The organism is Streptomyces sp. NPDC050534 (genome assembly GCF_044457745.1).
Classification (GTDB): Bacteria; Actinomycetota; Actinomycetes; order Streptomycetales; family Streptomycetaceae; genus Streptomyces.
Window position 1 is genome coordinate 99,938 of the sequence record NZ_JBITHF010000009.1, and the last position, 18,877, is coordinate 118,814.

The window sequence follows — 18,877 nt, forward strand, 5'->3', positions numbered from 1 at the left end:
AGGCATACCGCCAAGAAAGACACGCCGTCTAAACGCAATGCCGTCGGCATCGCCTTTAGCCCGCCACGTCGAAAACACTGCGTAAGGACATCCGGGCTCTTGCCGCCGACAGCTGCCCGTACCGGCGGCGCGCGATCGACACACTCGCGGCTGGACGGAAGCCACTACCTTCCAGCAGAACAGACATCCCCGCCGACCTTCACGTGCACACCGCGGGCTTCACCGAGGACCCGCCCTTCTGAGGCCAACCTCGAGACGTGATCATTCTTGAGTGCCCTCGGCCTGGTGGCGAGTGGGGTGATTGCGCACCTTGCGCCAGCGTGAGCGGGTCTGTTCGACGATGCTGTCCCACTGGCGGCGCACCTCGTCCTGGGACGGGCGTTTACCCTGCCGGATCCGAATGAGCTCGTCTCGTACCTCCCGCCCCAGCGCTGCCGAGGCGACGATGACGAGCATGGCGCCGAAGAGGGTCGTGGCCATGCCGAAGACCGCACCTGCAGCGCCGTAGCGCGAGGCGTAGGAAGTGAACAATCGCGGGAGGTACACCGTCGCGACCACCGAATAAGCCGCCGTCAGGACGGCCGCGGAGACCGCGAAGGGGAGCAGGACCGGCCAGGCAAGGCGCTTCGCGGAGAGGATCCAGCCGCTCCAGGTGAGAAAGGCGGTGGACACCGGGACCTCGCACACCGCGGCCGCCAAGCCCAGGTTTCCCCCGCCCAAGGCGACGTAGATCCAGCCGATCACGGCCGAATACAAGGTGAGCATGCAGATCCACCACAAGCCGTTGCGGGTGTTGCGTACGCTGAGCGGCTTGAGTTCCCAGGCCTGCTCGATCAGGCGCTGCATGGCCCGGGAGAAGCTCAGCACCGAGATCGCCAGGAACATCATCCCGAAGACACCGATGCTGGCGCTCGTGGATCCGGCGGAGAACACCGATCTGACGGCGTCGGCGCCCGCACCGGTGAGGCCGTAGCGGTTGATGATCCGGTCCGCGGACTCCTCCCCGAACACGGCGCCGCTCAGCACCGCAAGCGGGATCGACGCGGTCAGTGCACCTGAGGCCAGAGCCATCGAGCGGTCGAAACCCGCGATCTTCTGGAACCGGTTGATGACACGCAGCACAAAGTCAGGACGCAGCCAGAATGTCAGCGTTCTGATGAGGCGCTCACGATTGATTCCCGGCGTCCTGTCCTCCGCTGATTCAGGACCAATTATGGCGAACCGAGCCTAAGCGACGGCCGCCTGCGGAGCGAGGGGCGACACAGGAATGGTGAGAAACCAACCATGGTGTCAGCAGCGCGACACGTTCGGAGGCGGGCTCTGCGGCATCGTCGCAGAGCTGCGCGGCACGGTCACCATGCCGCGCGGGGCCCCGCACCCTGCTGCTGGGGGGCGGCCGAGAGCGTCGCGTGAGCCCCGAGGGCGGGTGCATCGGCTATTCGCGTGCGCATGCGCCGTGCCCTCTTACGTCAACGACAGGGGCGCCACTCGCGGCCTAGCTAGTTGCGCGGTGCCAGGGAGCGTAGGACGCAGAACTCGTTGCCCTCAGGGTCGGCCATGACCTCCCAGTTCCGGTCCGCACCTTGGCCCACGTCCGTCCTGGTGGCGCCCAGGCCGAGCAATCTGGTCACCTCGTCCTCGGTGCCGGCGTCGACCGGGCTGACGTCGAGGTGAAGCCGGTTCTTCACGGTCTTGCCCTCGGGCACCTGGACGAACAGCACAGTGGGCGGCATCTGCCGGGCTCGGACCTCCTCGACGGTCGGCACCCAGGAGCCGATCTCGACCTTGCCCTCGCTGCGGTCGATCACCTTGAAGTCCAGGACCTGGCACCAGAAGGCCGCGAGTCGCTCCGGATCGTGGCAGTCGACGGCCAACTCGGTGAACCTGCTTGTCATGACTCTCCCCGGTAGTGCGGACCGGCTCAGCGTATGGGCCCGCGCCGCCCTCGTCCTGCTCGGGCTCGAACACGGCCGCTCCACCTGAACGAAAATCACGAACTGTCCCGTGCCGTCACAGTGACGCGACTGCCACAGCCGTGAACACGGCGCCTGTACGTGCGCCGCGCCCTGCGTTCCCTGCCCTCGATCGGGGGCCTTGATGGCCGCCATGGCCACCTTTCCACTGGCCGTGGCACCGAACCTGGTCACCAAGGGATTCAGGGACGTCATCGGCGTGCCCGGCAAATTCGTCCCTGGGGGTGGTGTGTCTGTAGTCGCTCGGGTTTGCCCTCTACGGCATCGGGCTGGCGCTCGTGCATGTCGTGCGCACCGCTGACACCCATGACCTTGTGCCGCCGGTCCTTGCCATCGCCCAGTCCTGGGAGCCGGCGCTGCTCGATGTGATCACCGGCGTCTACTCCGGGGTCCCGATGCTCGCCCCAGTGGTGGTCATGATGGGCGCGCCCGTGACGGTAACTGCCCGGTCCTGCTGGGAGACGCACCGGCTGCGCCACCGGCACGGCCTGAGTCTGCGTCAGGCGCTGCGCCCGTAAGGCCCGTAGGGCTTTCGCGCCTCTCATCGGTCCTGACGCGCTCGGTGCCCCAGCGAGCAGGCCAAGGCAGTCGGCGACGGTCCCGTTGAGCCGTCCCGGCCGTCAAATCCGGGCGGGCAGAAGCCGGTTCGTGCTTGGGCTTGTCAGTGACGACGGTGCCGGTCTTCCGCATGACGGTGCCCGGCGGGCCAGTCTGCGCAGCGCCTCCGAGTGGCCGCGCACCCAGGCAGGTCCCGCGCAGGGCTTTGGTGACGGGCACGCCAGCCCAGGCTCAGCCGTCCACGCGGGCGCGCGCCAGCGTGCGCCGGGGGGGGTCCGACCGCGGTGCGCGGTGCCCGGCCGGGCTCGGGGGAGTTTCATGGCGCGCCGGGGAGCCTGCGGTCTTTGCCCGGTTCTGCGCGGATCCACCAGTTCTACGCATAATGGCGGTCGGTGTGACTGGCTCTCCCGGGCAACCACGGAGGCGGCGAGAGCCCGCCGTTCGGCAAGGAGGCGCGTTTCTATGACGACCACCGTCGACGAGATCGCAGACGGTATCTACCGGCTGTCGACCTGGGTGCCCGACATCGCACCCCCGGCCGGATTCACCTTCAACCAGTTTCTTGTCGACGGTGAGGAGCCGCTGCTCTTCCACACCGGCCCGCGCGCCATGTTCCCCCTGGTGTCGGAGGCCGTCGCGCGCGTTGTGCCGCTCGACCGGCTGCGCTGGATCACGTTCGGGCACGTCGAGGCGGACGAATGCGGGTCGATGAACGAGTGGCTGGCCGCCGCGCCGCGCTCCGAGGTCGCCCACGGAGCGGTCGGCTGCCTGGTGTCGATCAACGATCTCGCCGACCGGCCGCCCCGGGCCCTGGCGGACGGGGAAGTGATCGACATCGGCGGCAAGCGGCTCAGGCACATCGACACCCCGCACGTGCCCCACGCCTGGGAGGCCAGGCTGCTGTACGAGGAGAACACCCGGACCCTCCTGTGCGGCGATCTGTTCACCCACGTGGGCAACGGACCCGCGCTCCTCGCACACGACATCGTCGAGCCGGCCATGGACGCCGAGGCGATGTTCCGCGCCACCTCCCTGGCCCCGGACACCGGCACGGTGATGCGCCGCCTCGCCGACCTCGAACCCGCCACACTGGCCCTGATGCACGGCTCCTCGTTCAACGGCGACTGCCCCACCGCGTTGCGCGACCTCGCGACCGCATACGAGACGCAGTACCTGGCCCGGCCCTGACTCTCCGCGTCTCCCGTGGCCAGCCCCCGCGGTCGGCCCGACGGCCGGCCCCGACGGCCGGCCCCTGCGGTGGCCGCCCCTGCGGCCGGCGAGCGCAGCGGTGGGCGTCAGCTCAGTCCGCTGCGGTGCTGCTGCTGCTGCTGCTGCTGCCAAGAGGCAAACGCCTCCTGCGCCGGCGTTGAGCCCTTCGGGCTGAGGCGAGTCCCCTTGCCGGGGGCGCGGCGGCCGCACGCTCCGCCTGCTCGCTGCGGCCATGGGCAACGAGCCGAACCCGAACGCAGGCGTGAAACGCCCCGCTCCCCTGTCCGGCGCGACATCGGTGGGCAGCGGCCGTGCTCGCCTTCGGCCCCGCCGGCGCCGTCCCGATCGGCCACGCTCGCCTCCTCGCACCGCAACGGGACCCGGAGCGGAGCTTGAGATTCGCCGTCCGGCTCCGGCACCGTGCTCGCTCCCCTCGGCGACGCGCCTCCTTCGGTCGGGTACCGGCCAAAAGGGCGTGAGGCCGTTGACAGGCCACCCGATGGATTCATAGCTTTTCAAATCATCGGTGTTGCCGATGATTTAGAAACTTGATCATTGAGATTCGGGGGAAAGATGAAGGAACGAACGACCCAGGCGCCGCAGCAGGTTCCGGACGTCGGGGCAGTCGGCGCCGAGGCGGCGGGGGGCGGACGGGGATGGACGCTGGCCGTCGTGTGCGTGGCCACGTTCATGCTGCTGCTCGACCTGACCGTGGTGAACGTCGCGCTGCCGGACATCCGGCAGGCCTTCGACGCGAGTTTCACCTCGCTGCAATGGGTGCTCGACGCCTACGCGTTGGGGCTCGCCGCGGTGCTCCTGACGGCCGGGTCGCTGGCCGACAGGCTGGGCCGCAAGCGCGTGTTCAACGTCGGCTTCGTCGTCTTCCTGCTGGCCTCGCTCGCCTGCGGTCTGGCCGGCGACGCCGTCACCCTCTCCGTTTCCCGCGGTGTCCAGGGCCTGGGCGGCGCCGTCCTGTTCGCCGTCGGTCCGGCACTGATCGGCCAGGAGTACCGGGGCAAGGATCGCGGCAAGGCGTTCGGCGTCTTCGGGGGTGTGGTCGGTCTGTCCATCGCTTTCGGGCCGCTGATCGGCGGCGCGCTCACCGACGGGCTCGGCTGGCGCTGGATCTTCCTGGTCAACGTCCCCGTCGGGGTGGTCGCCCTGGCCATCAGCCTGCTGCGGATGCGTGAATGGCGCCAGGAGGCGCAGACCGCTCTCGACTGGTGGGGGCTTGTTCTCTTCTCCGGCGCGCTGAGCCTGCTCGTGCTGGGACTGCTGCGCGGCGAGACCGAAGGATGGGGCAGCGCGCCCATCGTCGCCATGTTCGCTGCCGCCGTCGTGCTGCTCGTGGTGTTCACCGTGGTCGAGCGACAGCGTGGCGAACAGGCCATGCTGCAGCTGTCGTTGTTCCGGAACGTCACGTTCAACGGGGTCTCGGCCGTCACGCTGCTGTGCGCGGCCGCCACCATGTCCGCGATCTTCCTCCTGGTCTCCTACGTGCAGAACGTGCTGGCGTTCTCGCCCTGGGAGACCGGCCTGCGTTTCCTTCCGCTGACCCTGACTCTGTTCGTGGCCGCGGCTGTTGCCGGTTCGCTGACGACCCGGGTACCGCAACGGCTGCTCATGGGGGTCTCGCTCACGCTCATCGCGGTCGGGTTGGCCCTCGTCGCGCTCACCGGCCCCGACACGCCCTGGACCGCGCTGCTGCCGAGCATGTTCGGGATCGGCATGGGCATGGGCCTGTTCAATCCCTCCCGCGCCTCGCTGTCCATCGCCGTCGTGGAACCGTCCAAGGCGGGCATGGCCTCGGGCATCAGTGAGACCTTCCAGCAGGTGGGCGTCGCCATCGGCATCGCCGGTTTCGGCGCCGTGTTCCACAGCCGCGTCACGGACCTGTTCGTGGGCTCCGAGGCAGGGCGTCAACTGGGCCCGGCCGCCCACGGGTTCGGGGAGGCGGTCGCGGCGGGCGGCGGAACCGAAGCGCTGCGCCACGCGCCCCGGCAGCTGGTCCCGGCCCTCGACCAGGCGGCACGCACCGCCTTCGTGGACGGTCTGACCGACGTCATGCTGGTCTGCGCCGCCGTCGCGGCCGTCGGCGCCTTCGTGGGATTCGCCTTCGTACGCACCAGGGACCTTCATGACAGTGCGCGCGTGGAGAACCAGGAGAGCGCACACGTGGATAACCGCGACAGTGCGCCCACGAATGCGCAGTCGGGCCCGGGCGGCGTCACCGCGCCCACCCGCGACCACGAGTACCCCGGCAACGCCGCCGGGCCCGTCGCACCCGCCATGGACCTCGGCAAGGAACCGGCCACCAAGCCGCGCTGAGGGGGGCAGTGGCCGGGCAGCCGCGTCGGGGGGCGCGGCTGCCCGGCCTTGGAGGCCGACGGACACGGCAAGTACCCTGGAAAGAACCGACGATCGGCACAGGTGACACTCGGCACGGCCAACGGTTGCACGGCACGGCCACCGCAAGCGACAAGGGGAGCGCCCCGCATGACACAGGCGACGCCCAGCCCGGCAGAACCCGCCGGACTCGACCTGCCCCTCGTCCGCAGAACCGGATACCTGCTGCACAAGGCCGGCGTGCTCCTGATGGAGGACGCGGAACAAGCTCTGGCGGCGCAGGGCATGCGCCTGCGCTACTTCTACGTCCTCGCGGCCCTGGAAAGCGGACTCAGCCTGTCCCAGCAGGACTTGAGCCGTCTGCTCAATCTGGACCCGACCACGATGGTCGCGCTGGTCGACGAGATGGAGGGCGCGGGGCACGTCGAGCGTCGCCGCAACCCCTCGGACCGACGGCGGTACATCCTGAGCCTGACCGACGGCGGCCGCGAGGCTCTCGAGCGCGCCGGGCACGCCGTCGACCGGGTGGAGCGGGAGTTCCTGGCCGCGGTACCCGAGGCCGACCGCGAGCGGCTGCGGACGCTGCTCGGCGAGCTGCTCGCCGATCGCTGGCCGCGTGTGATCGCCTGCGAGTGATCGCCTGCGAGTGATCCGTTTTCCCTCTTTCCCCGTGCGCGGATTTCAACTTTCCACTTTGCTGGAATTTGAAAATCCGCGCGCGGGGATTTTTTTGCGGAATTTATCGATCCACTCCCTGATACACCTTTTCGCGGAATTGTGGAGAGCATCACAAGCGCCCTCGAGCCCCTACTTTGCCCCAACTCGACCGTGTTAGCGTCTTCCTGTCCAGAGCCGACCGCTTCAGGACGGCTCCGGTACAGGGCGTCACGCCCGCAACACGGGGAAAGGTATACGGGGGAATGAGCACGGATTTAATCTACGGATCTTTTGACAGCTGCCTCGGTCCGGGCACCACTCGCTTCTTCGGGAGCGGGTACAAGCGCGTCGTCCAGGACCTCAAAGACATCACCACCGACGGCTCGGACCAGCCGGGGGCGCTCGTCACCGCACGGGGCACCCTGACGTATCCGCGGGACTGGTCCCGCAAGTCCGGCGCCCGCGAGCTGCGGCCTCATCTGAGCAGCATCGACGCACTCGTCCTGGCCGTCACGCTGGCCGAGGTGCATCTGGGCCGGGCCTTCGCACTCACCGCCGCACAGCAGCGCCGCACCTGGCTGCGGCAGGCCGACGTCCGCGCGGGCAGCTCTCCGCACGAGGACCTCGCCGACTTCCCGGTCGAGGGCCGGCTCCTGGCCTGTGAGGGACCGGAGTTGGGCGGTACGGCTCCCACCAGCACGACGTTCGGCTGCCGGGTCGGCGGGCTGCGGGTGCGCTGCACGCTCGTGCACGAACGCGGCGGCCCAGCCGCGGGCCCGGCGGCGTTCGCCGACGCCTCGCAGGCGCTGGGCCCGGCCGGGGCCCGGCACTACGGCGAGGGCTACAAGAACCGTGACCAGTACGCGGAGCTCGTTCACGTCGACCTCGAACGGCAGCGCATCCAGGGCCGGCAACGCGTCGTCGCCACGGGGCCGGGCACCGAGGCGCACGGGGCGGAAGCCGCCTACGGGCCCTCCGTCTCACCCGTCGACGCGCTCGTGGGCGTGGCCCAGCTGGCCCAGGCCCTGCTCTACGCGCAGGACGGACTGGCCCGGGGCAGCAGCGACACGCTCTGGATGCGGCGCTTCGTCATCGACACGCGGACACCGGTACGGCCTCTGGGCCGCGAGTTCGCCACCACCGTCCGCACCGCCGGCGGCCGGCTCCTCACCATGGACGGCCAGACCTGGCGCACCGCGGACCTGGCCGTCGACGACTTCTCGGGCTTCAGCGGCCGCTGTTCACTCGCACACCGACTGCCCACCGCCGCTTGAAGACAAGCACCACGCCCGCCGAGCAGCCCTTTTCGACGCCACGGCCGATCACGCCGCTCCACCATTCCGTCGTCATGGGCACGGCATTCGGGAATCGGCCGAAGCACGGAAACAAGACACCGTCGACCGGTCGATGAGCGCTCGGCATTCACAGAAATTGCAGCAGCACGGGGGATGAAATCACGCATGCGTTTTTCACCGACGTTACGCTTCGGGGACGTGCTCGTCGTACTCGAAGGACCGGCTCGAGTGCTCTGGAAGGAGCCGACACCGCAACCCGGTACGAGGCACTGGACACCCACCGGAATCTGGCCGGACGAAAATCAATTGGCGATGGTGCGCGAGCACATCGAAAGGGAACGACCGCTGCTCGTTCTGCTCGACGAGGCCCACAGCCGCGTGCCGATGCTGCAGCAGGAGCTGCAGGCCGCGCCCTGGCATCTGCTCAACTCCCTTACGGCCACCGGCTCCGGCAAGGTGACGGACGACGAGGTCGTCGAGTTGCAACTGCCCTTCCTGGACTGGCTGCCCGACGCTCACCGGAACCGTGCCGCCCGCTTCCTCAAGGAGAGCGACGCGACCCTGTCCCGTACACCGGTGGCGCTGCTGCCTCCCCTGATGACCGAGAAGACGTACGACGGGGTGCCACCGAGTCCCCGTTTCGCCCGGCGCCTGCTGCCGAACGCGCTGACCGCCGGGCGACTCGCCGCGGCCGTCGAGCACCTCTTCGGCGACGGGCGCAAGCCATGCGCAGCCGCGGGTTGCGAGAGCGGGGCCGGCCGATGAGGGACAGCGAGAACGAACTCCGCCGCGACGTCGACACGAGCGACGCCGAACCGTATCCCGGCCTCCTGGACACGTCCTGCCCGGTGCCCAGCCAAGGAGAGATCGGCTCACTGATCGCCGTGACGGCCGCCGCGAATCTCGCGCTCGCCCACCGGCGGAACGCCCGTCACCGTCTCCCGCGTCGCGGAGACGGCCCCGCCGAGCAGAGGGGTCACTGATGGGACGCTCGGTCCTGGTCACCGGGGGCAACCGCGGCATCGGCCTCGCCGTCGCCCGCGCCCTCGCCGACAACGGCGACCGCGTCGCTGTCACGCACCGCCACACCCAGCCTCCTGCCGGGCTGTTCGCCGTGCGTGCCGAAATGACCGACACGGACAGCATCGACACCGCGTTCCAGAAGGTGGAGGCCGAGCACGGGCCGGTCGAGGTGCTCGTCGTGAATGCGGGAATCACCCGCGACACCCTGTTCCTGCGCATGGGCGAACAGGACTTCACCGACGTCGTCGACGTGAACCTCCACGGTGCTTTCCGCACCGTGCGGCGCGCGGTGCGCGGCATGGTGCGGGCCCGCTGGGGCCGGATCGTCCTGATGTCGTCGATGACGTACGCGTACGGCGCGCCGGGACAGGTCAACTACGGCGCGGCCAAGGCCGGAATGCTCGGCATGGCCCGCTCCCTCGCCTGGGAACTGGGCCCCCGCAACATCACAGTGAACGTCGTCGCGCCCGGCCTGATCGATACGGACATGAGCCGCGAGATCACCGACCGCCGACGCGAACACCTGCTGTCCATCACGCCGTTGGGTCACTCCGGGCAGGTGGAGGACGTCGCCGCCGCAGTGCGGTACCTGACGGGCGACTCGGGCCGCTACGTCACCGGAGCCGTCCTGCCCGTCAGCGGCGGCCTGGGCCTGGGCGGATGACACCGGACCGTCCGACAGCCCGGGGGCGAAGACCCACCGGCCCGCCCGCGCCACCGGCCCCACGGCCACGGCAACCCGACATCACCGGTTCCACCGACTTCGACGACGAGAAGAGAACGCCCCATGAGTGACACAAGCACTCCCGCAGTCCAGACCGCCGCGGCGTCCGCGCCCCCCGCCCCGGAACGCGGCCTCCACCTGGCCATCTCGGGCACGTACTCCAGCGGCAAGAGCACCACGACCGAGGCTTTGTCGATCGCCACCGGCATTCCGCGCACCCACGCCATGACCGCCCGCGAGATCCTGATGGACCTCGTCCCGGGCAAACAGCTCCAGGAACTGAACGCCTCGGAGCTGACGATGCTCGGACTGCGACGGCTGGAGGAACGCATCCACCACGAGGCGGGGACGGGACCGTTCATCTCGGACGGATCCGTGATCCACGAGTGGATCTACGGCGAGGCGCGGATGCGGGTCGGCATCAACCCCGGTGCCGGCCTGCTCGCCAAGGCGGCCAAGAACATCGCCGGGCTGCCGGTGAAGCGGTTCTACCGCCAGTACATGGACGCCTACGGGGCCATCGCCAAGGGCCGCGCCAAGCGGATCTACGACGCCTACGTCCATCTGCCTGTCGAGTTCACCATGAAGGCCGACGGCCACCGGCCGGTGTCCGAGAAGTTCCGGAAACTGTCCGACGACCTTCTGATCGACACGCTCGAAGAGCTGCAGATCCCGTACCACGTGGTGGGCGGCAGCGTCCGCGAACGTGTGGAAAAGATCATCGAGATCTTCGATCTGCCGCTGGTGATGCCGCTCGACGAAGCCATCGACCAGGCCGGCGTCCGGGTGCGCAAGTCCATCGAGGTCGTGGAGGAGGACGCCCGGTTCCATGAAGCGCAACGCACCAAGTCCCTTCGCCGACGCATCGGTTACGCAATGCGCTTCTGATCCACCCCAACGGCCCTCCCTCAACCGCCCTCCCCCACCGGGGCCCGTCGACTCCAGCGCCTCTGAAGGTTGTTGAGTCTGCGCCGCCGGCGCGGGGGCCTGCTCGAACACGCCGCGCGGCCGGCCCGCGCGGGCCGACGACCCACCATGGCGGAGACGCCCCGGTGTGTGCCGCACTCCCCCTCAGGCATGGCGGCGTGCGGCACACACCGCATGCGCGGGCCCCGCAGCACACCTTGAGGACGACGCAGCGGGGCCCGGTTCGCGGGTGCCCCGGCACGCCGTCGCCAGGCCGGGCCGACCGGGTGACACGCCGCCCCGTGAGTCCCGCCCGTCCACGGCAGGCGAGGGGTGCTTCCTGCGGGTGCTTTGATGCCGGATCGCTACAGGTGGTGCCATGCATGCCCGGTGCCGGGCGGGGGACTCGGGGGGCAAGCCGGGCCGGCGGCTTGCCCTAGGGGGCCGGCCCGGCCAGGTTCCCCAGGTTCGGACTATGAGCCCGGGGAGCCGCACCCTCATGGGCCAGGGCAGATTGCCGTACTCGCAAAGGTGCCGGGCGACCGCGCGCAGCTTGATGTTCCCTTCCCGCCAAAAACGGCGCGGCACGTCGAGGGCCTGCTCCTCGGTGAGGCGGCGCGTGCCCATGAGGATGCCCACGGCCTTGCCGATCACGTGCCGGGGGCGACGACGTCTTGCATCTGGGCGTGGGGGCCTCGGGGCGCAGCGGGCCGGCGCTGCCGCTCGGCGGTGAGGGTGCCGATGCGGCAGACCCCGTCGCCCTCCTGGGTCCGGGCGGCATCGAAACACGCTCCGCGGCCCAGCCGCTTCCGCAACGGGCCGCTGTCGACAACCAGTTGGCCGGCCGGGGGGCGAGGGTCTGCACCCTGCCGTCGCGGAGCACCAGGATGCCGACCGCGCTGCATCCCCTGGAACGCCTCACCGCCTCACCGCTCGGCGACCCGGCTGGCGCAGGGCGTCAGCGACCGTCTCCCGGGCCGGAAGATCTCGCGCCACCGACGCCGTCTGCCGCGCGAACCGGCACCGCTCCGTGCCCCTCTGCGGCCGGCTGCGCTGCCGCCGTTCAGGTCAGCCGTCGTGCTCCGCGGTGACCGCCGCGGGATGCCCGGCCTCGTGACTCACCAGCACCGACAGCAGCTCCGCGACGGTGGCCGGGGCATCGGCGGGATGGCGCAGGACCCGGTCGGGGGCGATCCGGTAGACGTTCGAGCGGCCCTCCCGGACATGGGTGAGGTACCCGCCCTCCTCCAGGTCCGCGATGATCTTCTGCACGGCCCGCTCGGTGAGCCGGCAGCGGGCGGCGATGTCGCGGACGCGGGTGGTGCGGTCCTCGGCGATGGCCGCCAGCACCCGGGAGTGATTGGTCAGAAAGGTCCAGCCTGCATGCGGTTCCGGCGCTCGATCCATCCCCCCACCATACGGCCCCTGATTCACGCATTCAAAAGGACGTACTGCATTTCATGTGTTTGTTGACGTGAACGGACAGTGGGGTGATCCTGGAGACAGCCAACCAGACCACTGCGCCGGGAGCACCCATGTTTCCTCTTACGGCTGCCTCCCCCGGGGAGGGACCCTGCTCCGACTGCGGCGCCGCGCTGCGGCAGCCGACGGCACCGGCGGCCGTACCGGCACCGGTCACCTTCAGCGTCGGTACAGTCGGCGACCGGCTGGTGGTCGTCGTCTGCGGCGAACTCGACCTGGAGAGCAACTTGATCCTGCAGCAGACGCTGGGCGAGGCACTGGCCCGCACCACCGGCGGCCTGGAACTGGACCTCTCAGGCGTCGGATTCTGCGACTGCTCCGCCCTCAACGTCCTGCTCCACATGCACCACCGCGCCCACACCACGGCCAAGTCCTTCATCGTGCGCGCCACCAGCCCGGCCGTTCACCGCCTGCTCACCCTCACCGGCACCCTCCCCCTGTTCACGCAAGGGCGGACGGAACCGGGCGGACAGCCGGCCACCCCTCCCCCGCCGGCCGCGCACCACGCCACCGGCCAAGGGGCCCGCGCCGGCCTGCCCGCAGCACGCGAGGTGTGCGAGCCCTCCCCGACCGGGCACACAGGTCCGGCCGGCCACCACCTCGCCGTGGAGAATGCGCAGCTGCGCCGGGCACTGCACACACGCGCGCCGGTCGACCTGGCCCGGGGCATGCTCATGGCCTCCTTCCACCTGAACGCCGAGCAGGCCCGGCAGGTCCTCGTGACCGCCTCCCAGCACAGCAACACCAAACTGCGCGAGATAGCGGACACCCTGCTGCAGAGCGCCGACAGCCACACACCCGTGCCCGAGCCCCTCGCCGGCCACCTGGCCGGCGCCGTACGCCTGCACACCGACCCGGCAAGCTGACACCAGCCGCCCGAGGCGCACCAGGCGGGACGAGCGGCAAGCGCCTGGCCGCGCCAGAAGACCGCTCGCGCCCAGCTCGACAGCGGGGAGCGGCATGCCGACCGGAAGGGCAGTTACCGGGGCGGGTGCCCGCCAGAGCCGTCAGGGCCGTCCGGGCCGTCGGTCAGGGCGATGCGGGCGCTGATCCGCTTGCCGACCGGCTCCCGCTGCATCTCGAAGCCCTGGGCGATGGCCATCACGATCTCCAGGCCGTGCTGGCCCACCCGGTCGGCGTTGACGGCCCGGGCCTGCGGCAGCACCGGATCGGTGTCCCACACCACGATCTCCACCGCCCCGTCCGCGATGCGAAGGTCCATCAGCAGCGGACCGGGCGCGTACTTGCAGGCGTTGGTGACCAGCTCGCTGACCACCAGCTGGGTCAGGTCCAGGGCACGCTGCGAGACGGGTACGGCATGCACCGTCCGCGCATGCTGGAGAAAGTCCGCGGCCAGATGGCGGGCCCGGGCGATGCAGGTGCCGTCCCCCTCCAGCGCCACGGAGAACCGCACGGCCCGGCCGCCCGGCACGATGCCGTCTTCCCCCGCCGGACCTCGTTCCATCACAGCCGCCATTCACTCCCCCACGTCGCCTGGCACATACCCCCACTTTCGCTGATCACGCGCTGCCCTGCTGTCGCATCCGCCACACCACAAACCCGCTCATACCCCGCGGAGCAGCCGTGCGGACCGGGGACCGGTTGTGCCAGGATCACCGGCATGGCTCAGGCAGAAACGACAGGCGGCCAACCCGCCGCCCAGGCCGGCACGTTGTCCGTGGCGGTCACCACCACCGACGGCAACCGTGTGGTGACACCCGCCGGAGAGATCGACCACGAGAGCGGCGACTCGCTTCGCCGCGCCCTGGATGCCTCCGACGGCGCCCACCCCCGCATCGTGGTCGACCTCCACCAGGTCACCTTCATGGACTCCACGGGCATCAACATCCTCATCAACGCCCACCACACCCTCAGCGAGGCCGGTGGTCGGCTGCGCCTGGCCGCACCCACCACCGCCGTCCGGCGCACCCTGCAGATCGTCGGCGTCGACGCCGTCATCGACTGCCACACCACCCTCCACGACGCCCTCACCCGCTGACCGAACGGCACCGCGGGCGCCGCTCACGGGCCCCTGCGGCGGCCGCGCGAATCCCCTCACACCCCGTCCCTGTGCGGGCGCGCCCGTCGCCGACGGCCGTCAGAGCCGTCCCACCCGCAGCATCCTGCGCGACCGCCTGCCCGTTGACGCCCCACCGCCACGCACGAAGGACCAGGAAACCGACCACGCCCCGGGCCATGACAACGCGGGTCCGCCGCCTGCAGCAACGCTTCACACCGCACACCGCACGAAACGTCACCGGTCACGGGATGCCGCACAGCCCCTCTCACACCGCCAAGCCCCAGGCGTCGTTGAGGCGCTCGCCGATGCTCTACCGTCCGGGGCCGGCCCGCCACCGGGGACGATCCACACCCCCCGGCACAAGACCGCCGCCGTGCACACCACACGCGAAGGACCCGCCGCCAAGTCCCAGGCCCAGGCCCAGGCCCAGCGCACCAAGCAGGGTGCGCCCGTCCTCAACACCGCCCGGAAATCGCCGCATCCCCCCTGAGACGAGCCGGCCGACCCTGCAACCAAGCGAGTTCGTGCAGCGCCGCCGTCTGCCGCCGGGCCCGCGTCAGGCGAGCCGGGCCAGGGCCGCCTCGGCGGAGCTTCCCGGTGCCGCCTGGTAGACGATGATCACCTGCTGCTCGGCGCCGCCCACGGTCAGTGCCTGGCGCCGCAGGGACAGCTCCCCGACGACCGGATGCATGAAGCGTTTGAGCTCGTCGCGGGAGGGCTGCGCATCGTGCCGCGCCCACAGGCGGCGAAAGTCCGCATCCGCCTCCAACTCGGCGACGAGCAGCGCCGTGCGCGGATCGCGCGGGTCGGCCTCGGCGCGCAGGGCCGCGGCGGTCTGCGCGGCGATCTCGGGCCAGTTCGGGAACAGTTGACGGGCCCCGGGGTCCAGGAACATGTCCCGGGCCAGGTTGTGCCCGGGTTCATACATCGGGGCCAGGGCGCGGGCCCGCTTGTTCGCGGCCAGCACGTCGAACCGCCGGTTGCGCACATACGCCGCGGCGTCCACCCAGGCGTCGAGCAACCGATGCACGTCCGGGCTGACCTCGCTCTCCAAAGGCGCTACGGGATCCGGGGCGGCGAGCGCCGACAGGTGCGCCGCGGCGTCGGCGTCCAACTCCAGCGCCCGCGCGAGCGCCCGCAGCACCTGCGGTGACGGATGCCGGTCCACGCCCTGTTCCAGCCGGGTCAGGTACGGCTCGCTGATCCCGGCCAGTTGGGCCAGCTCCTCCCGGCGCAGCCCCGCAACCCGGCGCCGGCCCGGGCCGGCCAGGCCCGCCGCGGGCGCCACCCGCCCCCGGCGGGCTTTGAGGAACTCCCCCAGCACGTTGTCGGCCGCCATGGCCGCAGGGTAACCCCGGCGGGGTTCTGGCTGCAGGCCGGCGACTCGCGCAGGGTCGAGGCATGAAGAAGACCTGGTTCATCACCGGCGCGTCCCGCGGCTTCGGCAGGATCTGGGCGGAGGCCGCGCTCGCCCGCGGCGACCGCGTCGCCGCCACGGCCCGCCGCCCCGAGTCCCTGCAGCCCCTCCTCGACACCTACGGCGACAGCATCCTCGCGCTCCGCCTCGACGTCACCGACCGGGTGGCGGTCACCGCCGCCGTGCAAAAGGCCGTGGACGCCTTCGGCCACCTCGACGTCGTCGTCAACAACGCCGGCTACGGCCTCTTCGGCATGATCGAGGAGAGCACCGAGGAGCAGGCCCGCGCCCAGCTCGACACCAATCTGCTCGGCCCCCTGTGGGTGGTGCAGGCCGCGCTGCCCTTCCTGCGGGCCCGCGGCAGCGGGCACATCCTGCAGGTGTCCAGCATCGGCGGGCTCGCCGCCTTCCCCACGCTCGGCCTCTACAACGCCTCCAAGTGGGCCCTCGAAGGGATGAGCGAAGCCCTCGCCCAGGAAGTCGGCCCGCTGGGCATCCACGTCACGATCGTCGAACCCGGCCCCTACGGCACCGACTGGTCCGGCACCTCCGCGGTGCACACCGACCCCATCGCGGCGTACGAGCCGATCCGCGCGGCACGCCGGGCCGGCGCCGCCGCCCGCGCACCACACGATCCCCAGGCCACGGCCGACGTCATCCTGGAACTGGCCGACACCGACGAACCACCCATGCGGCTCTTCCTCGGCGACTACCCCTACCCCGTCGTCGAGGCCGCCTACCGACAGCGCCTGGACACCTGGAACGCGTGGCGCCCCCTCGCCACGAAGGCGTGATCGACGGCCGGTGCGGTCAGGCGTCGCCGACGCCGGCCGGTTCCGCCTCACCGAGCATGGCGAGGGTCAGCACGTCGCCGCCGATGCCCCAGCCGCCGTCGGCGACCTCTTCGATCAGAACCATGGTGTTGTCGCGGGCACGCTCGCCGTAGATCTCGACGTACAGCTCGGTGGTGCGGGTGACGATCTCCTCCTTCTGCTTCACGGTGAGGGTCTTCTCGGGGACTTTGAAGTTCGCGAAAGGCATGGCCGGTCGTTCCTTTTCTCAGTAGGACGGGGCAATAGAAGCCACGGAGGAGGGGGTTGCCTGCGGGCGAGCAGGATGCCGGTGCGGCTTCGCTTCCTACGATGCGGCGCCGCCCGCGCGCGTACCAGGGGATGTCATCCCCAGGGTCGGCGGCGCCCCCGCAGACCGATCTCCCGCAGACTGGGAGGCATGGGCTCCCCGAAATACACCGAACTCGGCGCCTTCCTGCGCTCGCGCCGCGAGCGCATCCGCCCCGAGGACGTCGGCCTCGTCGCCGGCCCGCGCCGCCGGGTACCGGGGCTGCGACGCGACGAGGTGGCGCAGCTCGCGGGTGCCTCGGTCGACTACTACAACGAGATCGAGCGGGGCGCGGGATCGCAGCCTTCGCAGCAGATGCTCGCCGCCCTGGCGCGGGCGCTGCGGCTCACGTCGGATGAGCGCGACTACCTCTACCGCCTGGCCGACCGCCCCGTGCCGGCCCACGGCGGCCCCCACTCGCACGTGCACCCCGGGATGACGGACCTGCTCACCCGGCTGACGTCGACCCCGGCGCAGGTCATCACCGACCTGCACGTCACGCTCGTACAAAACCCCCTCGCCGTCGCCCTGCTCGGCGACCAGTCAGCCTTCCGCGGTCACCACGCGAGCCTTGTCTACCGCTGGTTCACCGACCCCGCCGCGCGCCGCCTCTACCCCGAAGCCGATCACGACACGCAATCCCGCACGTTCGTCGCCGACCTGCGGGCCGCCGCGGCACGCCGCGACGCGAAAGACCTCCAGGCCCGCACCCTGATCGCCGACCTGAACACCCGCTCACCCGAATTCGCCGCCCTGTGGGAGCAGCACGAGGTCGCGGTCCGCCGGGGCGACCGCAAACGCATCAACCACCCCACACTCGGGCTGCTGGAGGTCAACTGCCTCACCCTCTTCAGCGAGGACGGCCGCCAGCGCCTGCTCTGGTTCACCCCCGCGCCGGGCACCGACAGCGCCGACAAACTGGAACTGCTCGCCGTCATCGGAACCCAGCTCTCCGACACCCCGCCCTGACCAACACGGCCACCGCAGAATCGAGTGGGAACCCGGAAACCCAGTCCCGCCCGTTACGAGTACACGTGCCATGCCTTCATGGCCGGCAGCCGGACCGCCGCGTTGCAGATTTCGCCGACACCCGTACACCGCACACCCTGCCCCTGATCGCCCCGGCCACAAATCCACTTGCCGGGGAACGTTTTGACGCGGTGCTGCCTCCTGGCATGCCGAAGCGGGTCCGCTGAAGACCCGCCGAAGGCGAGAGGTGTTTTTCATGGCATCGAGGACAACCCCGGTCACGGCCGCCGTCGACAGGCCACTTCCGCACGCCGAAGGGGCGAAGCACAACTGGCTGGAGGTGCGCGGCATCCGGCTGCACATCGCCGAGTACGGGACCGGGGCGCCGGTCCTGCTGCTGCACGGCTTCCCGCAGCACTGGTTCGCCTGGCACCAGGTCGCCACCCTGTCGGCCGCCGGACACCGGCTGATCTGCCCTGATCTTCGGGGCTTCGGTTGGTCGGAGCAGACCCGGCGCGGCTACGACGTCGACGGCTTGTCCGACGACCTGCTCGCGCTGCTGGACGTACTCGGGCTTGAGCGCGTGTACCTGGTCGGGCACGACTGGGGTGCCCACGTCGGCTTCCGGCTGTGTCTGCGGGCACCGGAGCGGTTCGGTGGTTATCTGGCGCTCAACATGGCGCACCCGTGGGCCCGGCAGCGGGCCATCCTGCCGAACCTGTGGCGGCAGTGGTACACCGCCTTCATCGAGTATCCGGTGATCGGCCGGGCCGTGCTGCGCCGCTGGCCGGCGTTCACGCGTTTCCTGCTGCGTCACCAGGTCGCCGACCCATCGGTCTGGCAGGCCGACGAGCTCGCGGAGTTCAGCGCCGCGGCCCAGACCGGCGCGCATGCCGGGCAGGCCATGTTCTGGCAGTACGTGGTCCGGGAGATCCCGGCGCTGCTGCGCGGCAAGTGGCGCGGGCAGCAACTGACCGTCCCGACCGTGCTGCTGGGAGGTGAGCGGGACAACGTGTTCCCGCCGTCCATGCTGGCAGGAGGCGAGAGCCACGCGGACGATCTCACCGTACGGATCGTGCCGGGCGTCGGACACTTTCTGCTCCAGGAGAGTCCCCAGGCGGTCGCCGGGGCGATGAGAGAACTGTTCGCCACGGGTCGTTGAACGACTACGGGAACGAC

General features: G+C 70.4%; 21 protein-coding genes. 14 read left to right on the forward strand and 7 right to left on the reverse strand.

Going from position 1 to position 18,877, the window contains the following annotated elements:
• Nucleotides 1-261 precede the first annotated feature (261 nt).
• Entirely contained in the window at nt 262-1,122 is an 861-nt protein-coding gene (locus tag ACIBN2_RS28320; protein WP_399138411.1) for a hypothetical protein, read from the reverse strand.
• A 377-nt stretch (nt 1,123-1,499) separates the two neighbouring features.
• Nucleotides 1,500-1,895: a VOC family protein gene (locus ACIBN2_RS28325; protein ID WP_399138413.1), complete on the reverse strand. Its 396-nt coding sequence runs from the start codon at nt 1,893-1,895 to the stop codon at nt 1,500-1,502.
• 365 nt (nt 1,896-2,260) lie between these two features.
• Here ACIBN2_RS28325 and ACIBN2_RS28330 point away from each other — a divergent pair, with 365 nt between their 5' ends.
• The 9 genes from ACIBN2_RS28330 (at nt 2,261) to ACIBN2_RS28370 (ending at nt 10,673) form a co-directional block, all read left to right on the forward strand.
• On the forward strand, nt 2,261-2,491 hold the full coding sequence (locus ACIBN2_RS28330; RefSeq protein WP_399138415.1) for a hypothetical protein: 231 nt from the start codon (nt 2,261-2,263) through the stop codon (nt 2,489-2,491).
• Nucleotides 2,492-2,993: 502 nt separating this feature from the next.
• Nucleotides 2,994-3,719, forward strand: coding sequence for an MBL fold metallo-hydrolase (locus ACIBN2_RS28335; protein ID WP_399138417.1), 726 nt, complete (start codon nt 2,994-2,996; stop codon nt 3,717-3,719).
• A 594-nt stretch (nt 3,720-4,313) separates the two neighbouring features.
• Nucleotides 4,314-6,068: an MFS transporter gene (locus tag ACIBN2_RS28340; RefSeq protein WP_399138419.1), complete on the forward strand. Its 1,755-nt coding sequence runs from the start codon at nt 4,314-4,316 to the stop codon at nt 6,066-6,068.
• A gap of 168 nt (nt 6,069-6,236) precedes the next feature.
• Nucleotides 6,237-6,722: a MarR family winged helix-turn-helix transcriptional regulator gene (locus tag ACIBN2_RS28345; RefSeq protein WP_399138421.1), complete on the forward strand. Its 486-nt coding sequence runs from the start codon at nt 6,237-6,239 to the stop codon at nt 6,720-6,722.
• 284 nt (nt 6,723-7,006) lie between these two features.
• Nucleotides 7,007-8,017, forward strand: a complete 1,011-nt coding sequence (locus ACIBN2_RS28350) for an AvrD family protein (protein WP_399138423.1) — start codon at nt 7,007-7,009, stop codon at nt 8,015-8,017.
• Between the two features lie 333 nt (nt 8,018-8,350).
• Nucleotides 8,351-8,803, forward strand: a complete 453-nt coding sequence (locus ACIBN2_RS28355) for a hypothetical protein (protein WP_399138425.1) — start codon at nt 8,351-8,353, stop codon at nt 8,801-8,803.
• A complete protein-coding gene (locus tag ACIBN2_RS28360) occupies nt 8,800-9,021 on the forward strand; it encodes a hypothetical protein (protein ID WP_399138427.1) in 222 nt (73 codons plus the stop codon). Before ACIBN2_RS28355 ends, ACIBN2_RS28360 begins: the two co-directional genes overlap by 4 nt.
• Entirely contained in the window at nt 9,021-9,725 is a 705-nt protein-coding gene (fabG, locus tag ACIBN2_RS28365; protein WP_399138429.1) for a 3-oxoacyl-ACP reductase FabG, read from the forward strand. Before ACIBN2_RS28360 ends, fabG begins: the two co-directional genes overlap by 1 nt.
• A gap of 123 nt (nt 9,726-9,848) precedes the next feature.
• Nucleotides 9,849-10,673 carry an ATP-binding protein gene (locus ACIBN2_RS28370; RefSeq protein WP_399138431.1) on the forward strand — a complete coding sequence of 275 codons (825 nt, stop codon included), beginning with the start codon at nt 9,849-9,851 and terminating at the stop codon, nt 10,671-10,673.
• A 183-nt stretch (nt 10,674-10,856) separates the two neighbouring features.
• On the opposite strand, the gene ACIBN2_RS28375 is transcribed toward ACIBN2_RS28370, so the two are convergent.
• Both ACIBN2_RS28375 and ACIBN2_RS28380 read right to left on the reverse strand, forming a co-directional pair.
• Nucleotides 10,857-11,480, reverse strand: coding sequence for an ANTAR domain-containing protein (locus ACIBN2_RS28375; RefSeq protein WP_399138433.1), 624 nt, complete (start codon nt 11,478-11,480; stop codon nt 10,857-10,859).
• Nucleotides 11,481-11,759: 279 nt separating this feature from the next.
• Nucleotides 11,760-12,098: a helix-turn-helix transcriptional regulator gene (locus tag ACIBN2_RS28380; RefSeq protein ID WP_399138434.1), complete on the reverse strand. Its 339-nt coding sequence runs from the start codon at nt 12,096-12,098 to the stop codon at nt 11,760-11,762.
• A 128-nt stretch (nt 12,099-12,226) separates the two neighbouring features.
• Here ACIBN2_RS28380 and ACIBN2_RS28385 point away from each other — a divergent pair, with 128 nt between their 5' ends.
• Nucleotides 12,227-13,039: an ANTAR domain-containing protein gene (locus ACIBN2_RS28385; RefSeq protein ID WP_399138435.1), complete on the forward strand. Its 813-nt coding sequence runs from the start codon at nt 12,227-12,229 to the stop codon at nt 13,037-13,039.
• A gap of 113 nt (nt 13,040-13,152) precedes the next feature.
• On the opposite strand, the gene ACIBN2_RS28390 is transcribed toward ACIBN2_RS28385, so the two are convergent.
• A complete protein-coding gene (locus ACIBN2_RS28390; protein WP_399138437.1) occupies nt 13,153-13,638 on the reverse strand; it encodes an ATP-binding protein in 486 nt (161 codons plus the stop codon).
• Nucleotides 13,639-13,794: 156 nt separating this feature from the next.
• Here ACIBN2_RS28390 and ACIBN2_RS28395 point away from each other — a divergent pair, with 156 nt between their 5' ends.
• Nucleotides 13,795-14,172, forward strand: coding sequence for an STAS domain-containing protein (locus ACIBN2_RS28395; RefSeq protein ID WP_399138439.1), 378 nt, complete (start codon nt 13,795-13,797; stop codon nt 14,170-14,172).
• 577 nt (nt 14,173-14,749) lie between these two features.
• Here the strand turns inward: ACIBN2_RS28395 and ACIBN2_RS28400 are convergent.
• Entirely contained in the window at nt 14,750-15,532 is a 783-nt protein-coding gene (locus tag ACIBN2_RS28400) for a helix-turn-helix domain-containing protein (protein ID WP_399138441.1), read from the reverse strand.
• 62 nt (nt 15,533-15,594) lie between these two features.
• Between ACIBN2_RS28400 and ACIBN2_RS28405 the strand changes: the two genes are divergently transcribed.
• Entirely contained in the window at nt 15,595-16,404 is an 810-nt protein-coding gene (locus tag ACIBN2_RS28405; protein ID WP_399138443.1) for an SDR family oxidoreductase, read from the forward strand.
• A 16-nt stretch (nt 16,405-16,420) separates the two neighbouring features.
• Here the strand turns inward: ACIBN2_RS28405 and ACIBN2_RS28410 are convergent, their stop codons facing one another.
• The gene (locus ACIBN2_RS28410; protein WP_399138445.1) at nt 16,421-16,651 is read right to left on the reverse strand and encodes a tautomerase family protein; all 231 of its coding nucleotides are present in this window, start codon (nt 16,649-16,651) and stop codon (nt 16,421-16,423) included.
• 189 nt (nt 16,652-16,840) lie between these two features.
• Here ACIBN2_RS28410 and ACIBN2_RS28415 point away from each other — a divergent pair, with 189 nt between their 5' ends.
• The gene (locus tag ACIBN2_RS28415; RefSeq protein WP_399138446.1) at nt 16,841-17,698 is read left to right on the forward strand and encodes a helix-turn-helix transcriptional regulator; all 858 of its coding nucleotides are present in this window, start codon (nt 16,841-16,843) and stop codon (nt 17,696-17,698) included.
• A gap of 256 nt (nt 17,699-17,954) precedes the next feature.
• A complete protein-coding gene (locus tag ACIBN2_RS28420) occupies nt 17,955-18,860 on the forward strand; it encodes an alpha/beta fold hydrolase (protein ID WP_399138448.1) in 906 nt (301 codons plus the stop codon).
• Nucleotides 18,861-18,877 lie beyond the last annotated feature (17 nt).